Consider the following 16159-nt stretch of genomic DNA (forward strand, 5'->3'; position numbering starts at 1 on the left):
GCAGTCCTGCAGCGATCACCATTGGGCTGACCTTCCCTGAACTTTGACGTTAAAGCGCGGACCGGCGCGGGCGCCTCGCGGCGCCGCGCATCAATTGGTCCAGTACACATAGTCCTGTCCTTCACGCCACGGCGTCGTCAGTGGCACGTCGATGCGAACCGGTCCTTCGATCAGGCCGGGCCAGATCGGTTTGGCCATGTCCTTGTTCTGCGCCGCGATCAGCGCGCGCAGCCGCGCGACGCGCTGCGGGTCGCTGGATGACAGGTCGCGCTGTTCGGTGGGGTCGACGGCGAGATTGTAGAGGCGCGCCTGTTCGGGGCGTTTGGTGAGTTGCAGCTTCCAGTCGCCCTCGCGCACGGCGCGATAGTCGCCCGAGCGCCAGAACAGCGCGGTGCGTTTTGCCGGGCCGGCGAGGATGTCTTCGCTGTCGATCGTGCGGTCGGCGGGAACGGCGGCGCCCGCCGCGCCGGCGATCGTCGCGAACAGGTCGATATGCCCGGTGGTGTCGGCGCGGCGCGTGCCCGGCGCAATCTGGGACGGCCAGCGCATCAGCAGAGGCGTGCGGATGCCGCCTTCGAAAAAGGTGGCCTTCCACCCGCGGAAAGGCGCGTTCAGACGGTCGATGCCATTGTACCAGGCGCCGCCATTGTCGCTGGTGAAGATGACGAGGGTGTTGTCGTCGATCCCCTGCTGTTTCAGCGTCGCCATCACATCGCCGATGCGGCGGTCCATTTGCGCGACCATCGCGCCATAGACGCGGGTCTTTTCGTCCTTGATCTGCGGCAGCCGGTCATAATCCGCCTTTGTCGCCTGCAACGGCGTGTGCGGCGCGTTGAAGGCGAGGTACAGGAAGAAGGGCCGGTTGCGGTTCGCCTTGATCGCCGCGATCGCCTGGTCGGCGAAATAGTCGGTCATATGGCCCTTGGGCTGGAAACGCGGGCTGCCGTTGAAGGTGACGGCGTGGCGCAGATTGGCCCAGATGAAACGGTCGATCGGGTCCCACGGCAGCTTGGCATTGACGACGCCCGGATCATCCTCGGCCATGAACATCGCCGCGCCGCCGAGCACGGCCAGGCTTTCGTCGAAGCCCTGCGCCTGCGGCTGGAGCGCCGCCGCCTCGCCCAAATGCCATTTGCCGATGTGGAGGGTGCGATACCCCGCCGCCTTCACCGCCTCGGCGATCGTGACCTCGGCCGCGGGGACGCCCATATCGGCATAGGCGGGGATGTCGGGGGTAATCAGTTCGTCGTGGAAGATCGTGCGATGCGGCCCGACGCCGCCGCCATGCGCCAGATTTTCGGCGAACTCGACCGGCACCGCGGTAAATTCGAAGCCGAAGCGCGTCGGGTAGCGCCCCGTCATCATCGCGGCGCGCGACGGCGAACAGGTGGCGTTCGCGGCATAGGCGGTGGTGAAATTCGCGCCGTCCCGCGCCAGCGCATCGATGTTCGGGGTCTTGACGATGCCGCCCGCGATGCCGCCGCCGTTCAGGCTGATGTCGTTGTAGCCCAAGTCGTCGGCGACGATCAAAATGATGTTGGGCGGGCGGGTGCCGTCGGGGGCCGTCGCGGGGCCGGCTTGCCAGACGACCGGGCGGTTCGGCTGGACCGGGTCGCGCCAGTCCTGGACGAGGCCGGGGAGGCGAAACTTGTTCGCCTCGAACGCGAAATAACCCGCCGTACCCAGCAGGGCGACGCCGGCCAGCGCAAGCCACCTTTTTTTCATGACACCCGATCCCCCACCCGTCGTTCGCGCTTCGCGGCGTGGGAAAGAGCCAGCGCGGTCGGCGCTGTTGGTGCCCAAATCGCCGGTCCGGCCGCTGCACGAAAACTTATGGCACTATATGTGTCATTTTATTCCGGGGCGTGCAACTATGTTCGCTGCGGGGCATTGACCCCGGCGCCAAGCTGGGCCAGCGGAGATGTCATGACGACGGGGGTGAGGAAATCCGCCGGACAAGACGGCGAAGCGGCACGGGTCGATGGCCGGCGCGAGCGCAGCCGGTCGAGCCACCGGCGCATCGTCGAGGCGATGATGGAGCTGATCGTCGGCGGCGACCTGTCACCCAGCGCGGCGCGCGTCGCCGAGGAAGCGGGCATTGGCCTGCGCACCGTGTTTCGCCACTTCGACGACATGGACGCCCTGTACGCCGAGATTACCGCAAAGATCGCCGAACGGGTGATGCCGGTCGTCGCGGCGCCCTACGCCGATGCGGACTGGCGGGCGAATATGCGCGACCTGGTGCAGCGCCGGGTCCGGGTGTTTGAAGCGACGCTGCCCTTTCGCCTCGCCGCGAACATCAAACGCTATCAGTCGCCCTTTCTGATGGGCCAGTACAGCAAGGTCGTGATGCTGGAGCGCGAGCTGATCCTGCGCCTGTTGCCCGCCGAGGTGATTGCCGACCGGATCGCGGTCGAGGCGCTGTGCGCGGCGCTGTCGTTCCAGACCTGGCGCACGCTGCGCCACGACCAGGGACTGCCGGCCGACGATGCCGGCGCGGTGATGGCGCATATGGTCGAAACGCAGATCGCGGCGATCGGCGCCGGCAGGCCGGCGTGATCCGGCCGGGCGCCGCGCTGCTGCCGGTGCTGCTGGCCGGGGCGCTGGCGGCGTGCGGCCGCGAGCCGGCCGAGCAGCGCACGGCGGCCGTCACGCCCGAGTGCCCGGCGATGCCGAAGACCGATTACGCCTGGATCCCCGGCGCCACCTTCACCATGGGCGCCGACGATACGCTGCCCGAGGAGGGTCCCGCGCGCGCGGTGACCGTGCCGGGATACTGGATCGCGACGCACGAGGTCACCAATGCCGAGTTCGCCGAATTCGTGCGCGCGACCGGATACCGGACAGTGGCCGAGCAGGACCCGCCGCCGCTGCCGGGCGCGCCGCCCGCCATGCTGGTGCCCGGCGGGGCGGTCTTCACCGCGCCGACCGACGGCAATCCGAACTGGTGGCGCTGGGTCGTCGGCGCCGAGTGGCGGCATCCGGCCGGGCCCGCGACGAACATCGACGGGCGGGGGCGCGAGCCGGTGGTGCAGGTCGCCTATGACGACGCGCTCGCCTTTGCGAAATGGAAGGGCAAGGCGCTGCCGAACGAGGCGCAGTGGGAACTCGCCGCCGCGACGGGGGGCGCCGACCGCAATGTCCCCGTCGGTGCGGACGGCAAACCGCGCGCCAACTATTATCAGGGCGCCTTCCCGGCCCGCGATCTGGGCGAAGACGGCTTCACCAGCCGCGCCCCCGTCGCCTGCTTTCCCGCCGACCGCCACGGCGTCCACGACCTGATCGGCAATGTCTGGGAATGGACGACGAGCAGCGCGGCGAACGACAGCAATATTATCAAGGGCGGCAGCTTTTTGTGCGCGGCCAATTATTGCGCGCGCTATCGCCCCGCGGCGCGCCAGTTTCAGGAGCGGTCTTTAGGCACCGACCACATCGGTTTTCGCCTGATCGACCCGGCGCGCCCGGCGCCGGCGGACGATCAGCCAGATCAGCGCCGATAGCAAAGCGAGCCCGCCGCCGAGGATCGCGCCTGCCTGCACCGCGCGCTTGCGCCCCTGCTGCGCCCATGCATAGGCGTTGATCTGTTCGTCGGCGGTGTAGCCCGCGGGCATGTCGAGCACCCCGTTCGCCCTGGCATAGGCGCGGTAATCGGCCAGCATCGCCGCGAAGCGTTCGGGGCGGGCCGCCGCCAGGTCGCGCGTCTCGCCGGGATCGGCCTTGATGTCGTAGAGCCGCCAGCGCCCGTCGCCGGTCGGCGGCAGGTTGCGCACCAGCTTGTCGTCGCCGCGGAACAGCGCGGCATTGCCCGACAATTCATAACCCAGCGGCGCGTCGCCGTGGACGCTGTCGGCGCTGCCGCGCAGCAGCGGCACCAGGCTGCGCCCGGCGACCGGCTCGACCGCGCGCCCGTTCCATGTCGCGCCCGACGCCGGCACGTCCGCCAGCTCGGTGAGCGTCGGGACGATGTCGGTGACGTGCGTCAACGCATCGCTGATCGCGCCCGCGCGCACATCGCCATTGCCGGGCCAGGCGATGATCAGCGGCACGCGCAGCCCGCCCTCGGTGGCGCTGAACTTGTACCCCGACAGGGGCGAGGACGCCGCGCTCGCCCAGCCGGGGCCGATCGCGCTGAAGCTGCCGCGGCGGCCGATATTGGCGGTCGAGGTGTCATATTGCATCCCGAGGAACAGCCGGTTGCGCGTCCGGCTGTAGGGATCGATCGGTTCGGCGCCATTGTCCGACAGGAAGACGAAGATGGTGTTGTCGTAATCGCCCGACGCGCGCAGATGCGCGACGAGGCGGCCGACCTCGCGGTCCATCGCGGTCGCCATGCCGGCATAGGCCTGCATCACCCGCACCGCCGCGGCGCGCTCGTCGGCGGCAAGCCCTGCCCAGTCGCGCGTCGTCGGCATCGTCATGATCGCCGTGCCCGCCAGCACGACGCCGAGCGCCGCGGCGCGGCGCGCGCGCGCTTCACGCAGCGCCGTCCAGCCATCCCGATACATCGCCGAATAGCGCGCGATGTCGCTGTCGGGCGCCTGGATCGGGATGTGGTTGGCGAGGAAGTTGATCGAGGCGAGGAAGGGTTTGCCGCTCGCGCGCCCGGCCTCGATATAGTCGATCATCTTCGCGACCACGAAGGTCGATGAATAATAGTCGCGCGGCAGCGTCGCCGCCCGCCCGTTTTCGGTCCAGGCGGCGGTGTCGTACATCCCTTCGATCGGGCGCTGTTCGAAATTGTCGGCGCCGGCATCGGCGAGGCTGAAGGCGTGGTCGTAGCCGCGCGCTTCGGGCAGGCGCGCCGGATCGCTGCCGAGGTGCCACTTGCCGGTCAGGTAGGTGCGATACCCCGCCGCCTTCAGCCGCTCGGCGATGGTCACGACGCGGTGGTTCATCACCGTGTCGTATCCGGGCTTGCCGCGATGCTGGTCGGGGATGGTTTCGGGCATGTTGCCGAGCCCGGCGCGGTGGTTCATCACCCCGGTCTGCAACATCGCGCGGGTCGGCGAACAGGATCCCGCGACGTGGAAATTGGAAAAGCGCGTGCCCGCGCGCGCGAGCGCGTCGATATGCGGGGTCGCAAATTCGGCGCCGAACGCGCCGACGTCGCTGAATCCCCAGTCGTCAGCGAGCAAAATGACGATATTGGGACGGGCTGGCGGCGCTGCGGTGCGCTGCGCCGCCAGCGGCGTGGCCGCCGCCGCGGCGATGGCGCCGAGGGAGATGATGACAGCGCGCCCGAACCCGCCGACGCGCGGCAAGGTTCCCCCACCCCACAAGCGCACTGCCATCGCCCCCTCCTCAGAGATATTATGGCACTCATTATGCCAATATCTCGTCGTGCGCAATGGCGCGCTTGGCGGCGGGGAAAAATCATGCTTTGCGTGGTGGATGACCTGGGACGCATGGATCGGCCGAACCACAGAGCAGCACGACCTGCTGACCCCCGCCCTGCTGGCGCGGTTTCGCGCCACGATCGACAGCGCGGACAGCGGCAGCGTCGCGGCGCAGGCGATCCACTGGTGCCTGTGCCTGCCCGACGCGCCGACCGCGGCCCTCGGCGCCGACGGCCATCCGCAGCGCAGCGATGCGCTGGGCAGTTTCATGCCGCCGATCCCGCTGCCGCGCCGGATGTGGGCGGCGAGCGACGTGCGCTTTCTGGCGCCGATCGCGGCGGGGGCGGCAATCGTCAAACGGTCGACGATCGCGGCGATCGACGCCAAGGCCGGCGCGAGCGGCCAGCTCGTCTTCGTCGAGGTCGATCACGAAACGCTGGCGGGCGGCGTGCCCGCGGTGAGCGAACGCCAGACGATCGTCTTTCGCGAACCCGCGCCCGTCGCGGCGCCATCCGTTCCGCCGGCACCGGCGTCCGAACCCGATCTGGCGGGATGGGACTGGCGGCGGCGCGTGACGCCGTCGGAGGCGATGCTGTTCCGCTATTCGGCGCTGACCTTCAACAGCCACCGCATCCATTACGACCGGCCCTATGCGACAGGCGAAGAGGGGTATCGCGGGCTCGTCGTGCACGGGCCGCTGACCGCGACGCTGCTGCTCGATCTGGCGCAGCGCGAGCTTGGCGCCAATGCGCTGGCGCGGTTCCGGATGCGCGCGCAGGCACCCGCCTTTGCCGGCGAGCCGCTCCACCTCGTCGGCCGCGCCGTGGCGGATGGCTGGGAGCTCGCCGCGCTCGGCCCCGACGGGCGCACGATCATGGCGGCGAGCGCCAGCTGAGCCCGCGCTAGCGCTCGCGATAGTCGGGCGCGCGCTTTTCGAGGAAGGCGGCCAGCGCTTCGCGATGATCTTCGGTCGCCGCCAGAATCACCTGCTGGCGATCCTCGATCGCCATTGCGGCCTCAAGGCTCTGCGCATCGATATTCAGCCCCAGCGCCTGTTTCGACAGGCGTAGCCCGTGCGGGCTGGTCGCGAGCATTTCGTCGGCGAGCGCGAGGCCGCGGTCCAACAGCGCATCCTCGTCAACGATCTCGCTCACCAGCCCGGCGCGCAGCGCCCGGTCGGCGTCGATGAAGCGCCCGGTCAGAATCATCTCCGCCGCCAGGCTCGCCCCGACGAGGCGCGGCAGGAAATAGCTCGACGCCATGTCGCAGCCGCCAAGGCCGATGCGGATATAGGCGGCGTTGCAGCGGAACGAAGGCGCAGCGTAGCGCACGTCGGACGCGAGCAGCAGCGACAAGCCGCCGCCCGCCGCGGCGCCGTGGCCGAGCGCGACGATCGGCTGCGGACAGGCGCGCATCTTGCGATAGATATTGCCGATGCGGGTCTGAGTGCGGAGCGTGCGCAGCACCGGCGTCTCGTCGGAGCTGCGATCTTCCTGGATGTCGAGCCCGGCGCAAAAGCCGCGCCCCGCACCGCGCAGGACGACGACACGCACCGCGGGGCGATCGGCGAGCCCGCCAAAATAGGCATTGAGGTCTTCGACCAGCCCTTCGTTCAGTGCGTTCAGCCGCTCGGGGCGGTTGAGGGTTGCGATCTCGACCGCGCCGCGTGCCTCGATCAGCAGGTGGTCGCTCACAGCGTCTGGCCGTCGTCGATCGTGAACACGCTGCCGGTGATGCCCTGCGCCGCATCGGAGCAGAGGAGCAGCAGCGGCGCGTGCAGATCGCTCGGCGGGCGCATCCGCTGGCGCGGGAAGCTTTTGACCATCGTGTCGCCGACGTCGCTTTCGAACAACACCGCGGTCATTTCGGAGGCGAAATAGCCGGGCTGGATGACGTTCACGCTGATCCCCCGCCGCGCCCATTCGCGCGCCAGCGCCTTGCCCAGATGGCGCACCGCCGCCTTGGTCGCGCCATAGACCGCGGTCGCGGGAAAGACCTTCTCGGCAGTGATCGACCCGATCAGCACGATGCGTCCGTGCTGCTTCTCGCGCGCGCCATCCTTGTCGAGCCGCCGCGCCCCTTCGGTCGCGGTGAGGAAGACGCCGCGGACATTGGCGGCGTGGAGAAAGTCGACCTCGTCGACGCTCAGGCCCAGCGCCATCTTTTCGGTCGCGACCCCGGCGTTGGCGACGATCGTGTCGACGGTGCCGAAGGCGGCCTCGGCGGCATCATAGGCGGCCCTGGTCGATGCTTCGTCGGTGACGTCCATCGCGACCGCGACCGCCTGCCCGCCCGCCGCCTCGATCGCGGCGACCTGCTCGGCCAGCTTGTCGGTGCGGCGAGCCGCCAGGACGACTTTCGCCCCCGCAGCGGCAAGCGCCGCAGCGAATCCCGCGCCGAGCCCCGACGAAGCACCGGTGACGAGCGCGACGCGCCCCGTCAGGTCAAATTTGGGTTGCTCGGCCATCGTTTTCCCTTTCGCTATATGGCCCCGGCCTTGGCCTCGACTGACGTTTACGTCAACTGCGGGGCGGCCAGCCCGGCGCGGAAAAAGAAGCTTGACGTCGCGCCAATGTTCTCCTAATGTTCTCTTGTGCACACACAACCTCATCCCCCGCCGCGGCTGCCAAGCGCGGCGGGCGGGGGATAAAGGGTTCGCACTTCCCCCCGCATGACGACAGCTTGAAGACGACGCGATCGCGCGCCCGCGCGCGCCGATGGGCGGTCGCCGCGACGCTTGTTCGGATCAGAGCGGAAAAGGACACCGGCTGGCTGGGGCGGCAGGATTCGAACCTGCGAATGGCGGCATCAAAAGCCGCTGCCTTACCACTTGGCGACGCCCCAACGGGCCGGTGCGAGCGCGCTCTATAGCGCCTCGGCCCCTGTTGGCAAGGCGCCCTTAGGTTGTGTCAAGCTAGAGCCGCGTGACCCAGCCGTGGGGATCGGCGGCGCGGCCGCGCTGGATGTCGACGAGCTTGCCCTTGAGCATCGCGGTGACCTGTCCCGGGCCGCCGGCGCCGATGGTGAAGCTGGCGTCGCCGCGCGTCACCTTGCCGACCGGAGTCACCACCGCGGCGGTGCCGCAGGCGAAGCTTTCGGTCAGGCGGCCGCTTGTCGCATCGGCCTGCCACTGGTCGATCGCATAGGGTTCTTCGCGCACCGTGAGCCCGGCGTCCGTCGCCAGCGTGATGATCGCATCGCGGGTGATCCCGGGCAGGATCGTGTCGGTCAGCGGCGGGGTGACGATGCTGCCGTCATCGAACACGAAGAACATGTTCATGCCCCCCAGTTCCTCGATCCAGCGATGTTCGGCGGCGTCGAGAAAGACGACCTGGTCGTACCCTTTGGCGATCGCTTCGCGCTGCGCGACGAGGCTGGCAGCATAGTTGCCGCCGCATTTGGCGGCGCCGGTGCCGCCCGGCCCGGCGCGGGTGTAGGTTTCCGACACCCAGAGCGAAATCGCCGGGGCGCCCGATTTGAAATAATTGCCGACCGGCGAGACGATGACCAGAAACTGATATTCGGACGCCGGTTTGACGCCGAGGAAGACTTCGCTCGCGAACATGAAGGGGCGCAGATAGAGCGCGCCGCCGTCGACCGGCGGAAACCAGTCGGCGTCGGCCGCGACCGCTTCCTTGACCGCAGCGATGAACAGCTCGTCGGGCAGCTCGGCCATCGCCATGCGGCGCGCGCTGGCGCGGAAGCGCGCGGCGTTCGCTTCGACCCGGAACAGCCCCATCGACCCGTCGTCGAGCCGGTATGCCTTCAGCCCTTCGAAGATTTCCTGCGCATAATGGAGCACCGCGGTCGCCGGATCGAGCGTCAGCGGGCCGCGCGGCATCACCTGTGCGTCGTGCCAGCCCTTTGCCTCCGAATAGCGGATCGACACCATATGGTCGGTGAACACCCGCCCAAACGCCGGATCGGCGATCGCCGCCGCGCGGACATCGTCCGCAACCGGATTGGGATGCGGCAGATGGGTGAAGGCGGGAGCGGACATGCGAATACCTGTGGCTTGGGGGTCGATGGTGCGCGCCTCTTGCCAAAGACGGGCCCGGCGCGCAACGTTAGCGGCCATGGCCGAGGAAAATTTTCTTTCACAAGTCCCCGCCGCCTCCGCTCTTTTCTTGCGCGAGGATGAAGTGCGGCGCGGCATCGAATATCTGTTTTTCGCGCAAAATGCGCTGTGGCGCGCGATCGACGCGCGGCTCGCCGAACACGGGCTGGGGCGGGCGCATCACCGTGCGCTCTATTTCATCGCGCGCCAGCCGGGGGTGACGATTTCGGACCTGCTTGCCTTGCTCGGGATCACCAAACAGTCGCTCGGCCGGGTGATCAAGGAGCTGGAGGCGCGCGAGCTGGTCGCCACGCGGCCGGGCAACCGCGACCGGCGGCAGAAGGAATTGCGGCTGACCGACGCCGGCCGCGCGATCGAGGCGGCGATCTTTACTCAGCTGCGCGACGCGATGAGCCGCGCCTATACCCATGCCGGCCAGGCGGCGGTGACCGGTTTCTGGCAGGTCAGCGAGGCATTGCTGCCGCCGCGCGACCGCGGCCGGGTGGCGAAGCTGGGGCGCGATCCGGCTTAGGGTGCTAGCCCTCGCCGCGCGCGAGATCGGCGAGTTCGCGGCTGCGGTCGCGCGCCGCGCGCAGCACGTTGGTCATCAGCGCGACGAGCTGGCCGTCGCTGTCGAGGACGTCGAGCCCCGCCTGCGTCGTGCCGCCCTTGCTCGCGACCTGGGCGACGAGCGCCCCCGGCCGTTCGCCACTGTCGGCAAGCAGCGCCGTCGCGCCGCCGAAGGTCGCAGTCGCCAGCGTCAGCGCATCCTCCGCCGACAGCCCGAGCCGTTCGCCCGCCGCGGCATAGGATTCGATCAGCCGGAAGACGAACGCAGGGCCGCTGCCGGTAAAGGCGGTGACGAGGTCCATCGTCGAATCGTCGGGCAGCGCAACGACATGGCCGAGCGGGTCGAGCAGGCTGGCGACGGCGGGTTCATCGGCGGCGCCCAGCGTTGCGACCGCCGACACCCCGGCGCCGATCCGCGCCGCGAGGTTCGGCAGGATGCGGACATGCGCCCCGGCATCGGGAAAGCGCGCCGCGAGGTCGGCGAGCGACACCCCGGCGAGGATCGACAAGAGGTGCGTGCCGCCCGAAAGCTGCGGCGCAAGGTCGTGCGCGACCTCGCCGAGCTGCTGCGGCTTCATGCCCAGCATCACCCAGTCGGCAGCGCCGCCGGCGGCCTGCCAGTCGGCGAGCGCGGCGAAGTGCGCCACCCCGGCGCGCGGCGGCGCCGCCGGATCGACGACCGCGACCTGCGCCGGGGCGAGCCCCTCGGTCAGCCAGCGGTCGAGCATCGCCCCCGCCATATTGCCGCAACCGACCAGCAGCAGCCGGCCGGGAAAATTCCGCAAATTGTTCGTCATGATTCCGTCTTCGTGGTTAGCGGCAGCTGCTTTCGGGGCCCGAGAGCAGGTCGAGGCAGCGCCCGTCGATCTTGGTCGTGTCGATCGGCAGACCGATCAGGGAGGCGAGCGTCGGCAGGATATCCACCGTCATCACGGCATTCGGCTGTTCGAAACCGGCCAGCCCCTTGCGCCAGAACAGCATCGGCACGCGGCGGTCGTAATCCCACACCGACCCGTGCGTCGCGACATAGCCGACGCCCGGTTCGGGAATCGGGGTGACACGAGGTTGCAGCGCGATGATGAAGTCGCCCGACCGTTGCGGATGAAACGACGCGCGCAGCTTGTCCATCATCGTCCAAACATCGGGCGCGCGCTTCGAGATCGGATGAGCGGCGAGTTCCTCGGCGGTGGCCACCGCCTCGACCTGGGGATGCGCGCGCAGCCGCGGCAGAATGGCCGCAAGAGCGGCCTTGCGCTGCGGTGCGGTCAACGTCTTCGACAGATAATAATCGCCCCCGTCCCCGTACAGCAAGGGTTGCGGGAGGCCCAGTTGTTCGGCCACCGCCTTGCCCATCGCTTCGGGGTCGAGCGCGCTATCGACGCGCGCGGCGGCGGGCCAGGCGTTCTGGCGATTGCGTTCGGGAAGGTCGTGCCCGCCATGGTCGGCGGTCAGCACGACGGCATAGTCGATGCCGGTGGCATCGAGCCGCGCAAAGAAATCGCCGAGTTCACGGTCGAGCCCTGCCATTTGCAGGCACATTTCGCTGCCCTCGGTGCCGGTGCCGTGGCCGACATAGTCGGTCGCCGACAGGCCGAGGATCAGCAGATCGGTCGCCGCGCCTTCCCCCATCTTGCGCGCCTGGCGCAGCGCAGCGCCGGTGGCGAGGACCGCACCGTCGGCTTCGGGCGAGGCCATGAAGGCCCGAAAATTGCCGCCTTCGCGGGCCATTCGCCCGGTACCCACGGTCGCCCCCTTCGAGCCAACCGGGATCGCAATGTCATGTGCGGCGCAATCGGCGGGCAAGGTCAGGCCCGGACGCGGCTGCGCGATCGCGGCGGCAATCGCGGTGCCCGCCTGCGCCGCGACCGGCGACAGTGCGGTGCCGCGATAGCTGGTAAGCCCGGTTGGGGCGAGCCACATCACTTCGTCGGCCTGGTGGCCGCCCATCATGATCGCGGCGCGGTCCTTGCCCGCGACCGATACGACCTGGGTTCTGGGATCGCGCGCCTTCATCAGGTCACCCAGCGTCGGGACGAGCAGATGCTTGACCGACGGGGCATATTTCCCGCCGCCCGACGCCGTCCCGGCAACGCTTTCATCCTCGGCGCAATACACGCGCTTGTCGTCGCGCGGCACCGACAGGTCGAAATAATTGTTGGCGACGATGCCGGTGTTGGCGGGGTGATTTCCGGTCAGGATCGTCGAATGGCCGGGGCAGGTTTCAGTCGCGCCGTGCGCCTGATATCCCGACGGGAAGACCGCACCGGCGGCCAGCCGCGCGAAGCCGCCGGTGAACTTGCCGCGATATTCGGCGAACAGGTCGGCCGACAACTGATCGACCGCGATCATCACGATCAGCTTCGGCGCCGGCGTCGTCGCCGTAACCTTTTGCACTGCCGGCGCCGTATCCTGCGCAAGGCCGGCGGCAGCGCCGGTCAGGCACAGCACGGCGGCAATGGCGGTGGTCAGATATTTGCGGGTCACGGGCAGCTTCTCCCTCCAGAGCGTCAGCGCGGGCTGTCCTCTCGACGAAAGCCGCCTATATGGCAAGCCTCGAGAGACGAACGGCCGCGGGCGGAGCATGGATTTGCGCGATAACCGATGTGTGACAAAGCTGTGGCGCGCCATATTGGCGTTGCTTGCCATGCTGGCGCCGCTCGTCGCCGCAACGACGCCGGCGCTCGCCCAGCCCGCGCCTACCCAGCCGATCCATATCCAGCCGCGGCTGGTCGCCGAATCGGCGGCGCCGATGCCGGGAGGCGCGACCGCGATCGCGCTGACGATGACCCCCGACAAGGGATGGCACGGCTATTGGCTCAACGGCGGCGATGCGGGCTTCGGGCTCAACGTCGAATGGAATGCACCCGAAGGCGTCACGGTCGGCGCCTTTCGCTACCCGGTCCCCGAGGCGCTGATCCTGTTCGGGATGATGAACCATGTCTACGAACATCCTTATGCGCTGCTCGCCGATGTGACGGTCGACCGGCGCATCGCGCCGGGCACCGACCTGACGCTGACCGGCACCGCCAACTGGCTGGCCTGCACCGACAAGGTGTGCGTGCCCGAGACGGCGGTCGTCGCGGTCGCGCTGAAGGCGGGCGACGGCAGCGTCACCGCGGCGTCGCGCGCGCGTTTCGACGGCTGGCGCGCGCGGTTGCCGCAGCCGCTCGACCGCGCCGGCACCTGGGAGCGCCGCGGCGACACCGTCCGCTTCGGCATCCCGCTGCCCGCCGGGGCGGCGATGACGGCGCCGCACCTGTTCGTCGAAACGCAGGATGTGATCGATTACGCCGCGCGCCAGACTTTCAGCCGCAACGGCGACTGGATCGTCGTCGAGGCGCGCGCGAACGGCGGCGCGGCGGGACCGGTCAAGGCGCTGCTCAAGCTGGCCGACGGCCGGGGCCTCACGGTCGGGTTCGAGCCGGCGGCGGTGCGCGCGGCGGGGTCGCCGATCGTGGCGGCTGACGCGGGCATCGACCTCGGCCTGTTCTGGACCGCGCTCGGCGGCGCGATCCTCGGCGGGCTGATCCTCAATCTGATGCCGTGCGTCTTTCCGATCTTGAGCCTCAAGGCGCTCAGCATCGCGCGCTCGGGCGGCGATGCGCGGTCGGCAAAGGTCGAGGCGCTCGCTTACACCGCTGGCGCGATCGTCACCGCGCTGCTCCTCGGCGGGGCGCTGCTCGCGCTGCGCGCGGCGGGCGAGCAGGTCGGCTGGGCGTTCCAGCTGCAGCATCCGCTGAGCGTGCTCGTGCTGCTGATCCTCGCTCTCGCGATCACGCTCAACCTGCTCGGCACCTATGAATTGCCGTCGTTCGGCGGCGGGCAGGCGCTCGTCGACAAGGGCGGCGCAGCGGGGGGGTTCTGGACCGGCGCGCTCGCCGCCTTCGTCGCGACACCGTGCAGCGGCCCGCTGTTGGGTGCAGCGCTCGGCGCGACCCTGGTGCTCCCCGCATGGGCAGCTTTGCCGATCTTCGGGGGCTTGGGATTGGGCCTCGCCCTGCCCTTCCTCGCGGTCGGTTTTGTGCCCGGGCTGCGCAACCGGCTGCCAAAGCCGGGGCCTTGGATGGCGACGTTCCGCAGGTGGATGGCGCTTCCTATGGGGCTGACTGCGTTGGCATTGGCATGGCTGCTATGGCGGCAGACCGATGGAGCGGCATGGCACTATTGGGTGGGCGCCATTTCCATGATCCTGCTCATCGCGACCCAGATCGGCGCTCAGCAGCGTGGCGGAGGCGATAGACGACTTCTCGTTGCCGGCGCCGGCTTTTTGCTCGCGCTGTTCATAGTACAGGCGGTCCAGAAACTCGACGATTACAAGGCCACCGCCGCTGTCGCTTCGGCGAATGGCGATACCTTCTCCCCCCCAGCCCTCGCCAAGGCGCGCGCTACCGGCAAACCCGTCTTCGTCTATTTCACCGCCGACTGGTGCCTGTCATGCAAGGCGAACGAGGCGGGCGCGATCAACCGCGCGGCGGTGCAGGAGGTGTTCGATCGTGCGGGCGTCGTCACGCTGGTCGGCGACTGGACGAACGGCGATCCCGTCATCACCCGCACCCTCGCCGAGCATGGCCGCAACAGCGTGCCGCTGTATCTCTGGTACGCGCCGGGGGCGGCAGAGCCCGAGACACTGCCGCAGATCCTGACCCCCGGAACGCTGACCGGTTTAGCCGAAAAATGACATCTCCGGTCGTCATTGCGAGCCCTTCGACTGCCTTGCAGGCGCTCAGGATAAACTACGCGAAGCAATCCAGGGCGGTTTACACCTACTCTGGATTGCCGCGTCGCCGTCGGCTCCTCGCAATGACGGGATTGGGCTGATGGCTAAAATCCGCGCCGACCAGCTGCTCGTCGATCGTGGGCTGGCCGAGAGCCGGACGCGCGCGCAGGCGTTGATCCTCGCCGGACTGGCCTTCGTCGGCGACCGCAAGATCGACAAGGCGGGGCAGCAGGTCGCCGCCGATGCCGACGTCAGCGTCAAGGGGCGCGACCATCCATGGGTGTCGCGCGGCGGGATCAAGCTCGACCATGCGCTCGGCCACCTCGGGTGGGATGTGACGGGCGCGGTCGCGCTCGATGTCGGATCGTCGACCGGCGGCTTTACCGACGTGCTGCTCAGCCGCGGCGCCGCCCGCGTCTATGCCGTCGATTCGGGCACCAACCAGCTGGCGTGGAAGCTGCGGCAGGACGCGCGGGTGATCGTCCACGAACAGACGAGCGCGCGCATCCTGACCCCCGCGCACATCACCGAGCCCATCGACCTGATCGTCTGCGACGCGAGCTTCATCGCGCTGGCCAAGGTGCTGCCCGTGCCGATGTCGTTCGCTCAGCCCGGCGCGCGGCTGGTCGCGCTGATCAAGCCGCAGTTCGAGGCCGAGCGGCACGAGGTGGGCAAGAAGGGTGTCGTGCGCGACGCCGCGGTGCATGCGCGCGTCTGCGCCGATGTGCGCGACTGGCTGGAGGGTGAAGGCTGGGCGGTCGCTGACCTGGTCGAAAGCCCGATTACCGGGCCGGAGGGCAATGTCGAATTCCTGATCGCGGCGGTGAAGCGAGCGGCTTGACGCTGGCCGCGGCAACCGCGACACCGCTGCAACGGAATCGCAAGCAGGGGGTTGTGCGGGGATGACGGAAATCGCGACACCGGGGCAGCTTCGCATGTCCTATCTGCGCTGGGCGCTGGTGACGGTCCCGGCGATCGTGCTGGTCGGCAGCCTGATGGGCATCCTGTCGAACAGCGGTTACGACAACCGCTGGTTCGCGGCGCTCGACCGGCCGGCGATCGTGCCGCCGGGCTGGGTGTTCGGGGTGGTGTGGACCTCGCTCTACACGATGCTGGGGCTGGCGCTGGCGATGGTGCTCCACGCGCGCGGGGCCAAGGGGCGCGGTTTTGCGCTGCTGCTGTTCTTTGTCCAGCTGGTCGCCAATTTCGCCTGGTCGCCGCTGTTCTTCGGGCTGCACCAGGTGACGACCGCGCTCTATCTGATCATCTTCATCCTGATGCTGACGATCGCGACGACCTTTGCCTTTGCCGCGATCCGCAAGGCGGCGGCGTGGCTGCTCGTCCCCTATATGGTGTGGCTGAGTTTCGCGGCGATCCTGAATTTCCAGATCGACCAGCGCAATCCCGACGCCGAAACCCTTGTCCCGACCGCCGCCAGCACCCAGATATAGCATCGGCAAGGGCCCACGCCCGACGAAG

14 protein-coding genes and 1 tRNA gene are annotated in these 16159 nt (G+C 68.8%); 7 read left to right on the forward strand and 8 right to left on the reverse strand.

The window, feature by feature from the left end:
- Positions 1–90 precede the first annotated feature (90 nt).
- Entirely contained in the window at positions 91–1725 is a 1635-nt protein-coding gene (locus HEQ22_RS12250; RefSeq protein ID WP_432768177.1) for a sulfatase-like hydrolase/transferase, read from the reverse strand.
- Between the two features lie 120 nt (positions 1726–1845).
- On the opposite strand from HEQ22_RS12250, the gene HEQ22_RS12255 reads away from it, so the two are divergent.
- Complete coding sequence (locus HEQ22_RS12255; protein WP_432768178.1) at positions 1846–2559, forward strand: TetR/AcrR family transcriptional regulator; 714 nt, start codon at positions 1846–1848, stop codon at positions 2557–2559.
- A complete protein-coding gene (locus HEQ22_RS12260; protein ID WP_432768179.1) occupies positions 2556–3500 on the forward strand; it encodes a formylglycine-generating enzyme family protein in 945 nt (314 codons plus the stop codon). The genes HEQ22_RS12255 and HEQ22_RS12260 overlap by 4 nt, the downstream gene beginning before the upstream one ends.
- Here the strand turns inward: HEQ22_RS12260 and HEQ22_RS12265 are convergent.
- Positions 3417–5291, reverse strand: a complete 1875-nt coding sequence (locus HEQ22_RS12265) for an arylsulfatase (protein WP_432768180.1) — start codon at positions 5289–5291, stop codon at positions 3417–3419. The two genes, HEQ22_RS12260 and HEQ22_RS12265, sit on opposite strands and share 84 nt — an antisense overlap.
- 100 nt (positions 5292–5391) lie before the next feature.
- Here HEQ22_RS12265 and HEQ22_RS12270 point away from each other — a divergent pair, with 100 nt between their 5' ends.
- The gene (locus tag HEQ22_RS12270; RefSeq protein WP_432768181.1) at positions 5392–6231 is read left to right on the forward strand and encodes an FAS1-like dehydratase domain-containing protein; all 840 of its coding nucleotides are present in this window, start codon (positions 5392–5394) and stop codon (positions 6229–6231) included.
- A gap of 7 nt (positions 6232–6238) precedes the next feature.
- Here HEQ22_RS12270 and HEQ22_RS12275 read toward each other — a convergent pair whose 3' ends face one another.
- The 4 genes from HEQ22_RS12275 to HEQ22_RS12290 all read right to left on the reverse strand — a co-directional run bounded on the left by HEQ22_RS12275 (position 6239) and on the right by HEQ22_RS12290 (position 9336).
- On the reverse strand, positions 6239–7030 hold the full coding sequence (locus HEQ22_RS12275) for an enoyl-CoA hydratase/isomerase family protein (protein ID WP_432768182.1): 792 nt from the start codon (positions 7028–7030) through the stop codon (positions 6239–6241).
- On the reverse strand, positions 7027–7803 hold the full coding sequence (locus HEQ22_RS12280) for an SDR family oxidoreductase (RefSeq protein WP_432768183.1): 777 nt from the start codon (positions 7801–7803) through the stop codon (positions 7027–7029). The genes HEQ22_RS12275 and HEQ22_RS12280 overlap by 4 nt, the downstream gene beginning before the upstream one ends.
- 302 nt (positions 7804–8105) lie before the next feature.
- Positions 8106–8180: transfer RNA gene (locus tag HEQ22_RS12285), tRNA-Gln, on the reverse strand.
- A 70-nt stretch (positions 8181–8250) separates the two neighbouring features.
- Positions 8251–9336, reverse strand: a complete 1086-nt coding sequence (locus HEQ22_RS12290; RefSeq protein ID WP_432768184.1) for a branched-chain amino acid aminotransferase — start codon at positions 9334–9336, stop codon at positions 8251–8253.
- Positions 9337–9412: 76 nt separating this feature from the next.
- On the opposite strand from HEQ22_RS12290, the gene HEQ22_RS12295 reads away from it, so the two are divergent.
- A complete protein-coding gene (locus tag HEQ22_RS12295; RefSeq protein WP_432768185.1) occupies positions 9413–9925 on the forward strand; it encodes a MarR family winged helix-turn-helix transcriptional regulator in 513 nt (170 codons plus the stop codon).
- 4 nt (positions 9926–9929) lie between these two features.
- Here the strand turns inward: HEQ22_RS12295 and proC are convergent, their stop codons facing one another.
- Both proC and HEQ22_RS12305 read right to left on the reverse strand, forming a co-directional pair.
- Positions 9930–10760: a pyrroline-5-carboxylate reductase gene (proC, locus tag HEQ22_RS12300; protein ID WP_432768186.1), complete on the reverse strand. Its 831-nt coding sequence runs from the start codon at positions 10758–10760 to the stop codon at positions 9930–9932.
- A 16-nt stretch (positions 10761–10776) separates the two neighbouring features.
- A complete protein-coding gene (locus tag HEQ22_RS12305) occupies positions 10777–12432 on the reverse strand; it encodes an alkaline phosphatase family protein (protein ID WP_432770869.1) in 1656 nt (551 codons plus the stop codon).
- Between the two features lie 112 nt (positions 12433–12544).
- Between HEQ22_RS12305 and HEQ22_RS12310 the strand changes: the two genes are divergently transcribed.
- From HEQ22_RS12310 to HEQ22_RS12320, 3 genes are all read left to right on the forward strand, one after another.
- Positions 12545–14641 (forward strand): protein-disulfide reductase DsbD family protein, encoded by a 2097-nt coding sequence (locus tag HEQ22_RS12310; RefSeq protein WP_432768187.1) that lies wholly within the window; start codon positions 12545–12547, stop codon positions 14639–14641.
- A gap of 139 nt (positions 14642–14780) precedes the next feature.
- On the forward strand, positions 14781–15521 hold the full coding sequence (locus HEQ22_RS12315) for a TlyA family RNA methyltransferase (protein ID WP_432768188.1): 741 nt from the start codon (positions 14781–14783) through the stop codon (positions 15519–15521).
- Positions 15522–15582: 61 nt separating this feature from the next.
- A complete protein-coding gene (locus HEQ22_RS12320) occupies positions 15583–16131 on the forward strand; it encodes a TspO/MBR family protein (RefSeq protein ID WP_432768189.1) in 549 nt (182 codons plus the stop codon).
- The last annotated feature ends 28 nt before the right edge of the window (positions 16132–16159 follow it).

Origin of the sequence: Sphingopyxis sp. (genome assembly GCF_050916055.1) — a bacterium.
Lineage (GTDB): Bacteria > Pseudomonadota > Alphaproteobacteria > Sphingomonadales > Sphingomonadaceae > Sphingopyxis.